At 62.9% G+C, this 13,263-nt stretch carries 11 protein-coding genes and 1 pseudogene; 1 reads left to right on the forward strand and 11 read right to left on the reverse strand.

The features are described from left to right. The 7 genes from Q0S16_RS25145 to Q0S16_RS25175 form a co-directional block, all read right to left on the reverse strand. A partial coding sequence (locus tag Q0S16_RS25145; RefSeq protein ID WP_295854881.1) for an ABC transporter ATP-binding protein occupies window positions 1-700 on the reverse strand: 700 nt, incomplete at its 3' end. A 1-nt stretch (window position 701) separates the two neighbouring features. Continuing rightward, the gene (locus Q0S16_RS25150; RefSeq protein ID WP_295854883.1) at window positions 702-1,592 is read right to left on the reverse strand and encodes an ABC transporter permease; all 891 of its coding nucleotides are present in this window, start codon (window positions 1,590-1,592) and stop codon (window positions 702-704) included. Beyond that, entirely contained in the window at window positions 1,585-2,529 is a 945-nt protein-coding gene (locus Q0S16_RS25155; RefSeq protein WP_295854907.1) for an ABC transporter permease, read from the reverse strand. Before Q0S16_RS25155 ends, Q0S16_RS25150 begins: the two co-directional genes overlap by 8 nt. A gap of 55 nt (window positions 2,530-2,584) precedes the next feature. Further along, window positions 2,585-4,150, reverse strand: a complete 1,566-nt coding sequence (locus tag Q0S16_RS25160; protein WP_295854885.1) for an ABC transporter substrate-binding protein — start codon at window positions 4,148-4,150, stop codon at window positions 2,585-2,587. Between the two features lie 50 nt (window positions 4,151-4,200). Further along, on the reverse strand, window positions 4,201-5,427 hold the full coding sequence (locus Q0S16_RS25165) for an aminotransferase class III-fold pyridoxal phosphate-dependent enzyme (protein ID WP_295854887.1): 1,227 nt from the start codon (window positions 5,425-5,427) through the stop codon (window positions 4,201-4,203). A gap of 120 nt (window positions 5,428-5,547) precedes the next feature. Beyond that, entirely contained in the window at window positions 5,548-7,854 is a 2,307-nt protein-coding gene (locus Q0S16_RS25170) for a penicillin acylase family protein (RefSeq protein WP_295854889.1), read from the reverse strand. 266 nt (window positions 7,855-8,120) lie between these two features. After that, window positions 8,121-8,864, reverse strand: a complete 744-nt coding sequence (locus Q0S16_RS25175) for a GntR family transcriptional regulator (protein WP_295854891.1) — start codon at window positions 8,862-8,864, stop codon at window positions 8,121-8,123. Window positions 8,865-9,061: 197 nt separating this feature from the next. Between Q0S16_RS25175 and Q0S16_RS25180 the strand changes: the two genes are divergently transcribed. Then, window positions 9,062-10,825, forward strand: a complete 1,764-nt coding sequence (locus tag Q0S16_RS25180) for an NAD(P)/FAD-dependent oxidoreductase (protein WP_295854894.1) — start codon at window positions 9,062-9,064, stop codon at window positions 10,823-10,825. Window positions 10,826-10,911: 86 nt separating this feature from the next. Here the strand turns inward: Q0S16_RS25180 and Q0S16_RS25185 are convergent, their stop codons facing one another. The 4 genes and pseudogenes from Q0S16_RS25185 to Q0S16_RS25200 all read right to left on the reverse strand — a co-directional run. Further along, window positions 10,912-11,301, reverse strand: a complete 390-nt coding sequence (locus Q0S16_RS25185; RefSeq protein WP_295854897.1) for a DUF4149 domain-containing protein — start codon at window positions 11,299-11,301, stop codon at window positions 10,912-10,914. Then, window positions 11,298-12,005 (reverse strand): bifunctional 2-polyprenyl-6-hydroxyphenol methylase/3-demethylubiquinol 3-O-methyltransferase UbiG, encoded by a 708-nt coding sequence (gene ubiG, locus Q0S16_RS25190; protein ID WP_295854901.1) that lies wholly within the window; start codon window positions 12,003-12,005, stop codon window positions 11,298-11,300. The genes Q0S16_RS25185 and ubiG overlap by 4 nt, the downstream gene beginning before the upstream one ends. Continuing rightward, window positions 11,995-12,816, reverse strand: a complete 822-nt coding sequence (locus tag Q0S16_RS25195; protein WP_295854904.1) for an isoprenylcysteine carboxylmethyltransferase family protein — start codon at window positions 12,814-12,816, stop codon at window positions 11,995-11,997. Before Q0S16_RS25195 ends, ubiG begins: the two co-directional genes overlap by 11 nt. A 262-nt stretch (window positions 12,817-13,078) precedes the next feature. Beyond that, window positions 13,079-13,263 (reverse strand): annotated as a pseudogene (locus tag Q0S16_RS25200) (Rieske (2Fe-2S) protein); the annotation flags it as partial.

The following is a 13,263-nucleotide window of genomic DNA, read 5'->3' on the forward strand; positions in this document are numbered from 1 at the left end:
GGCCGGCATACATCACCACCACGCGCTGGGCGAATTCAGCGATCACCCCGAGATCATGGGAGATCAGCATCACCGACATGCTCAATTCCCGGCGCAGGTCACGCAGCAATTCGAGGATCTGCGCCTGGATGGTGACGTCGAGCGCAGTGGTCGGTTCGTCGGCAATCAGCAGCCGCGGCTTGCAGGCGATCGCCATGGCGATCATCACCCGCTGCCGCATGCCGCCGGACAGACGGTGCGGGTAATCATCGGCGCGGCGCGCCGCATCGGGAATCCGTACCAGCCCGAGCAGCTCGACCACGCGTCTCCGCGCGGCGGCGCCGTTGAGGCCCTGGTGCTGGCGCAGCGTCTCGGCAATCTGGTCGCCGATCGTCAGCACCGGATTCAGCGAGGACATCGGATCCTGGAAGATCATGGCAATCTCGCTGCCGCGGATCCGCCGCATCGCCGATCCCGGCGCGCGCAGCAAGTCCTGGCCCTGATAGGTGATCGTGCCGGTCGGCATCCGCGTGGTGGCGCGCTGGTGCAGCTGCAGGATCGACAGCGCGGTGACGCTCTTGCCACTGCCGGATTCGCCAACGATGCCAACGCAGTCGCCTTCCCCGACATCCAGCGATACGTCGTCGACCGCCGTGACCCAGCCGGAATCGACGCGGAACTGAACGGTCAGATTGCGGATCGCCAGCAGCGGCGCGGTCAAATCACTCGCCTCCCTTGAGGCGCGGATCGAGCATGTCGCCGAGCGCATCGCCCAGCAGGTTCAGGCTCAGTGCCGCGAGACTGATGGCGACGCCGGGAAACAGCATCACCCACCACGCCTCGGTGGCGTAATCCCGCCCCTCGGCGATGATGTTGCCCCAGCTGGCGATCGGCGGCTGGATGCCGACGCCGAGAAAGCTGAGCGCGGCTTCCGCCAGCATGGCATAGGCGAAGATGAAGGTCAGATGCACCAGCAGCGGGCTGAGGCAATTCGGCAGGATATGGCGCAGCACGATGCGGAGCGACGAGGCACCGGAAATCTGCGCCGACTGCACGAAATCCATTTCGCGCACCGTCAGCGAGGCGGCGCGGACGATGCGCACGCCGGCGGGAATGTAGGCCACGGTGAGCGCGATGATAACGCTGGAGACGCGCGGACCAAGCGCCGCGGCGATGCCCAGCGCCAGCAGGATGGCGGGAAACGACATCAACGCATCCATAAGCCGCATGATCGGACCATCGAGCCGGCGATATTGCGCGGCGATCACGCCGAGGGCGGCACTGCACAAGCCGGAAACGACACAGACCGCGAAGCCGACGAACAGCGAGATCCGCGCGCCGTACAACACGCGGGTGAATATATCGCGGCCGAACTGGTCGGTGCCGAACCAGAACGCCGCCTGCGGCGGCCGGAAGCGAAACCGCACGCGCATGGCCGAGGGCTCGACCGGGGAGATCAGCGGCGCCAGAACGGCGGCCAGGGTCAGCAGCAGGATGATCGAGAAGCCGATCATGAAGGAGCGATGGCGCAGCAGGCGCTGCCACGTGCCGTGGCCGCGCGGCAGCGCGATGACGGCGGCCGTCGCCAGCGATCCGAGCCCGGTGTCAGTCATGGCGCACCCGCGGATCGGCGAGGGTGTAAAGGATGTCCACGATCAAATTGATCATCACGAAGGTAAAGCCGAGGATCAGCATGGTGCCCTGCACCAGCGGATAGTCTCGAGCCATGATGGCCTGCACGACCATACGGCCGATACCCGGCAATGCGAACACCTGCTCGATGACCACCGAGCCACCGATCGCGGCGCTCAGCAGAATGCCGGTGGCCGTGATGATGAGGATCAGCGCATTGCGCAGCGCGTGCCGACCCACTGTGCGCCACTCGCTCAGCCCCTTGGCGCGGGCGGTGCGGATATAGTCCTGACCCAGCACGTCGAGCATCGCCGAGCGCGTCATTCGAGCGAGGAAACCGATCTGGAACAGCGACAGCACCAGCGCCGGCAGCGCCATCGAGGCGAACCAGCGACCGACGCCCTGCGAGATCGGCGCATAGCCGCTGGACGGCACCCAGCCGAGCTGGACGCTGAACAGGATCACGCCAAGGATCGCAATCCAGAACGCCGGAATGGAGACGCCGAGCAGCGCCACCGTCATCACGGCGGAGTCGATCCAGGTGCGTCGGAAATACGCTGCCACCGATCCGAGGAGAACGCCGATCGGAATGGTGAAGCAGATCGAGAGTGCCGCCAGCGACAAGGTGACCGGCAGACGCTCGCCGACCGCCGATAGAACGCTCTGGTTGAGGATCAGCGAGGAGCCGAAATTCCCCTGCGCCAGGTGGAACAGCCAGATACCCAGCTGTTCGAGGAACGAGCGGTCGAGGCCGAGCTGGCGGCGAACCTGTTCGATCGCGGCGGGCGAGGCCTGCTCGCCGGCGATGATCAGCGCGGGATCGCCCGGCAACAGACTGAGCAGCAGGAACGCCAGGATCGAGATGATCAGGATCACCGGCACGGCCTGCAGAAACTTTACCGCGATAAGACGGATCAGAGCGACCTCCTCCGACCGAGCATCGGGAACCTGCGGACCAGGCTGAAATCATGCATCAATCGAGCCACAGGTCCCATAGCTGCAGGATGCCGGCATAGTCGTTCTGGCCCTGCAGTTTCTTCGAATAGCCGCTGAGCCGACCGGTATCCGCGATCTTGACCAGATAGCCGCCGCCCAGCACTTCCTTCTGGATCGTCAGCCAGCTGGCGCGGCGCGCCTCCAGCGTGCTGCCGGTGAAGAATTCGGCATAGGCCTTGTCGATGATCTCATTGCCTGTGATGTGCGGAAACGTGTAGAGCACCGGCCGCCACTGCTGAGGTCCGAGAATATGATCCGGACCGAAGGCGGTCGTGGACAGATTCCAGTCGCCGGTGCCCTGCTGCATGTGCGAGGCATTGGTGGTCCAGTCGGTGACCTGGACATCGACGGTCATGCCGGCCGCCTTGAGCTGCTCGGCAACGATCAGCATGGTATCGCGCATCCACTGATAGTTGCTGTTGGTCTCGATGATGATCTTCTCGCCCTTGTAGCCGGCCTGCTTCAGCAATTCCTTGGCCCTGGCGGGGTTCTTGATGTCGTACCAGGGGGTCGGTGCGGTATCGCCGAGAAAATAGGGAGTGCCGGGAAACGACATCCACGGATTGCGCTTGTTGAGCCCGCCGGCGCCTTCAATGATCTCATCGACATTGATGGCCGCGGCGATCGCCTGGCGGATCAGCACATTGGCCGTGAGGCCCTTTTGCGAATTGACGATGATGTAGCTTCCGAGTGTCGGAAACACTTCGCGGATCGCCAGATCCTTTCGCTGGGTGATCCTGGCGCTCAGGTCGGGCGGCACACTGGAGATCAGCTGTGCCTCGCCATTCTGCAATGCCGCGATCCGCGTCGTGATCTCCGGCATGAAGCGGTAGCGCACGGCATCAAGATAGACGGTCTTGCGCCCGGCATAGCCGTCGCGGCCCGGCGCGCTGGTATCGGCGACGTAGTCGTCGAAGCGGGTGATGACGAGGTGGCTATCCTTGACCCATTCGCCGAGCTTGTAGGGACCAGTGCCGATCGCCTCGATGTCGCGCGCCGGCTTGTCCTTCTGCGACGCCGGCAGGATCATCAGCGGATAGATCGGCGACTTGATGACGTCGAGCAGAACGACGTTGGGCTCCTTCAGCAGGATCACGAAGCTGTAGGGGTCCGGCGCCTCGAAGTGATCAACGGCATCCAGATTTTTGGAATTGGGGCTGATGCGCCTGTAGCGCTCGAACGACGCCTTGACGTCGGCCGAGGTCATCTCCTGGCCGTTGTGGAATTTTACTCCTTTACGGAGCTCGAACGAGTAGGTCCTGAAATCGGCGGATACGGTGGCTTTCGATGCCAGCATCGGCCTGGTGGCATTGGCCTTGTCGAGAGTCACCAATCCTTCGAAGATGTTGTTGATGACTTCGAGTTCGACGGCGCTGGACGCCATATAGGGATCCAGCGTGCCTGGACCAGAGACGCTGGCATAGACCAGGGTGCCGCCCTTCTTGGGCGTTTGCGCAATGGCCACGCCAGCGGCGCCGAGGGAAACTCCGAGGACCAGGGCCAAAGCCACGGCCACGCCGCGTCGTGCAACAATCTGCTTCATTCGCCTGCTCCCAAAAGTTCGCCGCAAATTCCGTTCAAGCCTCGTGCAATCTAGAGCCCCGCCACGATCCTGAAGGCATCGTCCGTCACCGACAGCGCGTGATCGATGTCCGCCGCGGTGTGCGCGACAGACAGGAACATGTTGTGTTTGGGATGCATGTAGACGCCGCGCTTCAGCGTCTCCTGCGTGAAACGGTAGCCCCGGACATAGTCGGGATCGTCCTCGAACAGGATCGCCGGCATTTGTACCGGCCCGCTCTGCCGGACGCCGAGATGATAGCGACGCACCTGTTCGCCAATGCCGTCGCGCAGACGCTGTCCCATCGCGCGCATGTGCTCGGGGCCGTTTTCGGCTTCGAGAACATTCAGGGTGGCAAGTGACGCCGCCATCGAAACCGCGCCGCACCAGAATGAGCCGGTGGCATACAGCCCCGCCGCGGCGTCGCGAAACCTATCATTGCCCATCACTGCCGACAGCGCATAACCATTGGCGATCGCCTTGCTCCATGCGCTGAGGTCAGGCTGCACGCCGATCTGGTCCCAGCTGCCATGCAGCGTCAGACGGAAGCCTGCGCGGACGTCGTCAAGAATAAGCGCGGCGTCATTGGTATCGCATAATTCGCGTACCCGCCGCGCGAACGCCACATTGGGCAACTCCTGGTGATGACCGTAATCATGCTTGAACGCCGACACCACGATCGCCGCAAGATCTGGCCCGGCCTGCGCCACGGCGGCCTCTAGACTAGCGATGTCATTGTAGTCGAAATACAGCAGATGCGCGCGGTCTTCGGACATCACCCCAAATGGATACGGCGAGCACCACGGCACCGCGCCATGATAGGCGCCATTGGCCAGCAGCACCTTGCGCTTGCCGGTAGCGCCGCGTGCCAGCGTCACGCAGGTGGTGGTCGCATCGGTGCCGTTCTTGGAGAACAGCGCCCAGTCGGCGTGGGTGACGAGACCAACCACGCGCTCTGCCAGTTCGACCATCCGTTCGGACGGTCCGTTGAGGACGTCGCCCCGCTCCATCTGTTTTCGTACGGCCGCGTCGACAACCGGATGCCGGTGCCCGAGCACGACCGGTCCCCAGCTACACATGAAGTCGAGATATTTTCGGCCGTCGACATCCCATACGTGACAGCCCTCACCGCGGGCGAAGAATTGCGGATAGCCCTCGGGCAAACCGGCCGTACGCATGTGGCCATACATGCCGCCGGGCACGACGCGGCTGGCGCGGTGACGCAGGCTTCGATCAATCGGGCCGAGCTCCGGGGTCATCCGCTCTCCTGTACTATAGTCAAAAATGATATATGATATATCGCCTGTGGCAAGCGCTGCATTGGCGCGGTTAGCGGCATCGCTCGCTGAAAAGATGCCCAGAGTGCTACGATGCCGGCATCACGATGGAAGCAACTGCTGATGCGATGTGGCGGAGGCCTTGATCCTGTCCCAGTCGTACAACATCGGCACCATTTTTCCTTCGGCCCAGGCCGCGTTCTGGTTGTCGTAGCTCGGGCTGGCGGGATGGCCTGACGCACCGTGGAACACGATCCATTGGCAATTGTCCCAGGCCCCCACATCGAAAACGTAGCGCGACAGCGCCGCATAGGTAGCCTTCATGCCGAGCCGCGCGATGTAACCGGTGGCGAACGGCGTGTCATTGTCGCCACCGAGCAGCCCGCAGGGCTTGTCGAGCGCGGCCGCATGCTCCGGATAGATCGCTGACAAGGGATGACGCAGGATCGGCCGGTGCACGGTGGCCCAGACCTCGTCGGGGCATTCTATCGCCGCGTCGGCCAGCGCCTGCGCGAGCAGTTCATCCCAGGTTGCGCCCTTCAACAGTCCGGTATCGTTGGCACGCAGCAGCTGTGGCACCGTCCACCAGATCTGGCTCTCGCCAAAAATTCCCGGCGGCACCTTGGTATAGGGACTCTCCGAGACGGCACGCACGCCGCTTCTGTCCGCAACCAGTTTGGTCAGCGCGGTGCGCAAGGCAACGTAAGCGACCGCTGTCCTGGACTCCGCGTCCATGGCACCGTCCCAGTCCAGAATACGGTCGCGCAAGGCCAGGGCCTTGCCGGCAACCGCGACGGTGCGGATGCGGTCGCGAAATTCGATCGCAACGACGCTGACGGTATCGCGATGGATCGACGCCATATCCTCGACCGTGGCTGCGGTCAATCCTTCCAGGCGCTGCCAGATCCGCCGTGTGCGATGCGGCGGCATGGCATCGGTGCAGAAGTAATGACGGCCGTTTTCCACGACCCGGTTGTTGGCGGTGACGATCGCCTGCTCCACCGGATCGATGCTGCACGGCATCTCCTCGAACGGGATCAGCCCGTCCCATTCGTGCTCGCCGGTCCAGCCCGGCACCGGCAGCCAGCCATTGGCGCGCGGGCGCACCGGCACCTTGGCGCGGACGCGGTTGCCGATCTGGCCATTGGTATCAGCAGCGACGAGGTTATGATCCATCAACCCCCATTCGGCACCGGCGGCATAAAGCTCCTCGACCGTGCTCGATCGCAGCACTTTCAGCGTGCAGTCGAACGACGTGTCCGGCTCGGCGAACTGCATCGAGCGCAGGACCAAGGCGGTGCCGTTCTTGGGATCCCCCACAATAACCGGACCATGCATGGTCTCGACCACATCGATCACCACATCGCTGTCGCCACGCACGCTGATGGTTTCAGCCCGGTGGGTGACCGGCTTCCAGCCACCCTTGAAACTGGTGTTTTCGACCGCCGCGTCGAAACGCTCGATGTAGAGGTCGTGAATGTCCACGAAGGCATGAGTGACGCACCACGCCACCTTGCCGTTGTGGCCGAAATTCGGAAAGCCCGGCGCGCCGGGTACCGATAGGCCGATTGCATCGAACTCGTCGCAGGCCAGGTGTGCCTGATAATACATGCTGGGCATTTCCAGCACGCGATGCGGATCGCCCGCCAGCAAGGGGCGGCCCGTCGCCGTGCGCTGCGACGACAGCACCCAGTTGTTGCTGCCGCCGGCGACTTCGGCTTCCGCTTGGTAGTTGCCGGTGGCCAGCATCGCCTCCAACCCGGGCTTGAGGTCGGCAAGGGCCGCGAGATATCGCTCGCCTTCGGCGCCCGGCGGCAGGCACAGCAAATCGTCGCCCCCATCGTCGAAACGCAGCTTGCCTATCTCGCCGGCGCCAACGATCGGCAACGCTGCCGCCCGCCACAGCTTCCACCAAACCGAGCCCATCAGGAAGCCGATCTGGCGCATCACCGCCATCGAATGCCACGGCTCCCAGACGGCAGGCCGCGCGCCGAGAAGCGCATATTCCGCCGGCCAGGTGCCTAGCGCGATGAAGGCATTGACGCCGCGCGCATAGGCCTCGAGCATCGTCCTGGTCTCGGCGTTGATCAGCGCGAAATCGCGCTTAGAGGCGCCGGTGGTGTCGAGCTGGCGAGCCAGGATGTCGCCGGCGACAGCCGATTTGCCCACCCATTCCGCATAACGCCCGGTGCCGCGACGCAGCAGCGCTTCCATCTGCCAGAGCCGATCCTGGGTATGGGCGAAACCCAGCCCGGCAAAGGCATCGGCGGTCGCGACCGCGCGGATATGCGGAATGCCCCAGACGTCGCGACGCAGATCAACCTTGCCGGACAGGCCAGGCACCACCGCTGCGGCGTTGAAATCCGGCAGATGAACCGTGGAATGCAGATCGATAGGCGCAGCTGTCATGATGCCGTCCGTCTGAGACTGGCGACGAGAACGTGTCGGCGCATTGAAGCGCGGTGAGCGACATTCCTCATTCGCGACAAAACAGGAACTCGAAGAATATATCATATATTCTGCCTATTGCGCCGGCGCCGTCAATGCCTGATGTGTCCAGCTGCATGGCGCGCGCTGTAACGCGGGCTGGCCGGACCCACGCCCCGGATGTCCGCCTCAGGATCAGAAATCTAGACGGCACCGCAATGGTCTGCGCAGGATCCAGCGCCGAGACCTCAGCCCGGCGCCAGAGTCAGGAGCTCCAGACGCATATGGCCGTCGGCATCTTCCTTGACGACAGCTTCGCCTGTTTCGATTTTCGACAGCAGCTGGACGAGCTGCGATCCTCCCTCGATGATGTCGTCCTGGATCGCCTGGCGGGCCGCTACGGCATCACGCTCCTGCAGGGCTTGCATCAGGACGACATGCTGATGGCGCCCGGGATAGGTCGGAGGCGCATGCGGGTAGAGGAATTTCAGGAGGGGCCCGTTGCGAAGCCAGATCGTCTCCAGGATCGATACCAGGTCCTCAGCCTGAGACGCGCGATAGATCAGAAAGTGGAAATTGAAATTGGTCAGCGTGGCGGCTTCGGAGTCGCCATCTTTCTCGGCGCGCACCAGCGCATCGTGCAGTTTTTTCAGTTTTTTCAGATCGGCCACGGTCAGCAGCGGCACCGCTTTTTCGGTCGCTAGACCCTCCAGCAGCAGGCGGATCTCGCGCAGTTCGCGGTAGCGCGTCAGCGACAGACGCGTCACGGTGATGGACTGCCCCGACCGCATTTCGAGTCCGCCCTCGCGAACCAGCTGCATGATGGCTTCGCGAACCGGTGTGTCGCTGACGCCCATCGCCGCGGAAAGCTCGCGGATGCGCAGCCGTTGACCGGGCCAGAATCGTCCGGCCATCAGCGCTTCACGCAATTGACCGTAGGTGCGTGAAGCCAGATTTTCGCGACTGCTCGAAACAAACCCCGTCAATGCCATGTCGTCAGATCCAGAATGTTGCAGTCGTTGGGTGGCGCAGAGGTGTTAGAGCGAAGCCAGGCAGTTTCCCGCTCCATGCGGGTTTATATCAAGCGGGCTCATGCCAAAAAGACGAACGTAACATCACGAACCACTCGCCACCTTCAAAATGCTCCTATATCATATATTGTGTTATAGGTGGAGGTGAAGCTATCTCTGTGCATTCCGATCGTCAGCCTGCGCGCTGGCTCGCCGACTTCCACGCAGCGATGGTCAGTCGTGACAAGGTCCAGTTTCAGGCCCTGTTCCTGGACGACAGCTATTGGCGGGACTTCCTTGCCTTCACCTGGGACATCGCCACGCTGGAAGGTCACGACTCGATCTGGGATATGCTGCTGCACCGCCTCGACGAGGTGAAGCCGGAAAATTGGCGGATCGAGTCAGAGGACAAACCGGGCGACACGGCCGGCGCCTGGTTCAGTTTCGAGACCGCCGTCGGGCGCGGCAAGGGCCATCTACGGCTGAAGGACGGTCGCTGCTGGACCTTCTTCACTACCCTGCGCGAGCTAAAGGGACATGAAGAGAAGCGCGGCGAGACGCGTGTCGCAGGCGCGCAGCACGGCGTCGTCAAAGGGCGACGGGTCTGGCAGGACGGACGCAACGACGCCAGGGCCGAACTCGGTATATCGAAGCAGCCCTATTGCCTGATCGTCGGCGGCGGCCAGGGCGGGCTGGCGCTGGCCGCGCGGCTGAAGCAACTCGACGTTCCCACATTGATCGTGGATGCGTTGCCACGGCCAGGCGACGGCTGGCGCCGCCGCTACCGGTCGCTCTGCCTGCACGATCCAGTGTGGTACGATCACATGCCTTATTTGCCGTTTCCCGACCATTGGCCGATCTACACGCCGAAGGACAAGATGGGCGACTGGCTGGAGGCTTACGCCTCCATCCTGGAACTGGACATCTGGAATTCAACGCCCTGCACCCATGCCGAATGGGACGATACGACCAAACGCTGGAGCGTCGAGGTTGAGCGCGACGGCCGCACAATCACGCTGCGGCCAGCGCAACTGGTTCTGGCCACCGGCATGTCCGGCGTGCCGAACCGCCCGGCCATCAATGGTCAGGAGAGTTTTCGCGGCGCGCAGCTTCATTCAAGCGACTACAAGGATGGCGCGCCTTATGCCGGCAAGAACTGCGTCATCATCGGCGCCAACAATTCCGCCCATGATATCGCGGCGGATCTGTGGGAGAATGGCGCCAGCGTGGCAATGATCCAGCGCTCGCCGACACTCGTGGTGAAGTCCAGCACGCTGGAGCGGTACGGCCGGCCGCTGTACTCTCAGGCAGCCGTGGAGGCTGGCATCGACGCCGACAAGGCCGACCTGATCGCTGCCTCGATCCCCTATCGCATCCTGCCGCAATTCGCGAAGCCCGTGGTGGCGCGCTTCCGGCAGGACGACGCCGAATTCTACGGGAAACTCGAAGCGGCAGGCTTCATGCTGACCTTCGGCGAGGACGAAACCGGCATCGGCCTGATGTATCCACGACGCGGCTCCGGTTATTACATCGATGTCGGCGCCTCGGATCTGATCATCAACGGCGACATTGCGCTGAAGTCCGGCGTGGAGATCGACCATCTCTCCGAGGATGGCGTGACCATGGCGGATGGTACCACCCTGCCCGCCGACCTCATTGTCTACGCGACGGGCTACGGGCCGATGAATGATTGGGCGGCGCTACTGATCTCGTCAGCCGTCGCCGACAAGGTCGGGCCGTGCTGGGGGCTGGGTTCCGGTACCGCAAAAGATTCCGGGCCGTGGGAGGGTGAACTACGCAACATGTGGAAGCCGACAAATCAGGAAGCGCTCTGGTTCCAGGGCGGCAATCTGCAGCAGGCGCGACACTTCTCCATCTACACGGCGCTGCAGATCAAGGCACGCATGGAAGGGATCGCAACCCCGGTTTACCGTGCGGATTGACCAGCCGTGAATTCGAATTGTGGCGCACACGGGATTTTGGTCGGCGCGACAACGGCGCGCCGGTATCGAGCGTGATGACGAATCCTTCAGGTGAACCGCGCGAGAGCCAGCCCCGCCATTCCGATATGCGCCAGGGTGACGAGGACGGACAGGCCGTGCAGGAGCTTGAAACGGGCCTTCGCGTTCATATTCGTTGCCGCGTTTATCGCGGGCATCAGAATCTGGCGGCTGGGCCACGTGGTCAGAGCGATCCCAGCGAGCAGCATGGCAGCGAACCTGTCTTGCGGCCACATCAGGGCCGCTGCCACAACCGCCGTGACCAGCACGAACAGATAGAAATGCGGAAATGCGCGGCGCAGCGTCTGCCCCGCGACGGGTGACGGCAACGCCGAGAACAAAAAGGCGGCGAAGCCGAAAGAAAACAGCACCATTCCTCCAAACAGCAGCGCGGTGGTCAGAAGGCCAAGGGTGGTCATGTCCGGATATCCTGTTTATGGGCCAGTCCCATGAACAGGATCATGGTCATTGGCAAGGGACCAAAGGTCAGGTCCAGCCGCCGGTTCAGCGCGCGCGGACCAAGGCCGGTGATCGGACCGGGCCGCAGACCGACCTTTTGCATCACCCGCCGCAATTCGCTTGGCCGGATGAACATCGAGGGGTCGTGGGTGCCACGCGGCAACAGGCGCAGCAGATCTTCCGCAAGCGTGATGGCCGCAAAGCGAGCGATCGGGTTGCGGTTGATCGTATCGAACAGGAACACACCGCCGGGGCGCAGCACCCGGGCCACTTCCGAGATGACCTGGTCCAGATTACCGACATGCTCCAGCACATCGACGCAAACCACCGCATCAAAACTGGCATCGGCGTAAGGCAATGCCTCGCCCACGCCGACATCATAGCTGATCCGCAAGCCTCCGCGTCGGGCATGGCGGCGAGCAGCCGCGATGACCCCCTCGGCAGGATCGATCCCGGTCACATGGGCGCCCCGTTTTGCCATGGCTTCCGCCATGAAGCCTCCGGCGCAACCAAGATCGAGAACGCTCTTTTCCCGCCAGTCGATTTGACGGTCAAACCATTTCAATCGCCCCGACGCGAGGTTTTTCAGGGTCCGAACCCAGCGCACGTCGTCCGACCACCAGTGATCGGAAACCCGGTCATAAATGGTCAGGTCATTGCGCATCGCGGCTGTCTTTTCTCATGGCGTGACGGGGCAGGACATAGGGCACATCGGCTTGATAACGCTGGAACCGATCACCATAGCGCACGGCAAACCGACGTTCCTTCAGCCTTGGGGCAACGAGGCAATAGGCGGTGTAAGACAGCGCCAGAGCGAGTTGATCCGGCGTCCATACTGGTACCGTCCACAGCGTCAGCGCGAAGGCCACATAGATTGGCTGGCGGATCACGCGAAACAGGCCGTGCGTCGGCATGTCGGGGAATACAGGACGAATTTTCGCCAGTAGCGACATCCAGCCGAGTGCCCCCGATTGGACCTCGGCCCCCGCATCGAAGCTGGCCTTGATCAGCACCAACCAGGCAGCCGTATACGCCGCGCATACCCACCACAACGTCGCGCCGTCAGCCCGCCACCAGACGATGCCGGACGGCGTCCAGAGCGCGAACAAGCTCAAGAGTTGCAGCGAAGCGATCGTTGCGTAGGTAGTGGTGGAAAGCGTTGTGCCATGGGGACCGGGGATCAGCCTCGCCAGCCACCGCCCACCCGGCCCGGTCAGCAATAGCGAATGCGCGAGCGGAAACTGCAACACAAGCGCCGCGTTGGCGAGGATCGCCCATGGCCATGGCACACGCCCCAATCCTTCACTCAGACCGAAAAACATGGCTACGATCATCGCGGTCACGGCCGCGGCAAATGTGAGGTGGCATGCCACGCCCGCAATCAGCGCCAGCGCGATACGGCCGACCCCCGCGGGTGGCCGGATGCCCGCCGCGACCAGGCGAGCCAATCCTGTGATGCGTGGATCTTCCCTCATTACGAATTCGGCGCTGATTTCCGCTCATGTTTCCATGGTTTCTACGCGCCTGCCTGGAGGTTGGATCACTGGCGACCACAAGTTTTTCAGCCAAATCGCGATCGTTGTCGCCGAGAGCGGGTGCGCGAAATCGGCGAAGGGCGAATAGCGGAACTCAGGCCTCACAGCGGCGGCAATCAACGCCACCATGCCTGCCGCGGCAGGATTCGAACCTCGACATCCCCCGTCATGAGCTGACGGAATTGTGGCGTTCATCGACTCATCAGGCCAACTGATGTCTCGGCTGCTCCTCCTCATTGTTGGATTGCAACAACTTGAGCAGCCGCGAGCGCATCAGCATACCCGGCCGATCCGACGGCATGTGTTTCTCGATCTTGCGGCTCATGTCGACGATGGCGTCCGGATCCGTCGATTCCAGCATGTCCCGGTCCTCGGCGATGATGACCG

Source organism: Tardiphaga sp., assembly GCF_025356345.1.
In the GTDB taxonomy this organism is placed as follows: domain Bacteria; phylum Pseudomonadota; class Alphaproteobacteria; order Rhizobiales; family Xanthobacteraceae; genus Tardiphaga.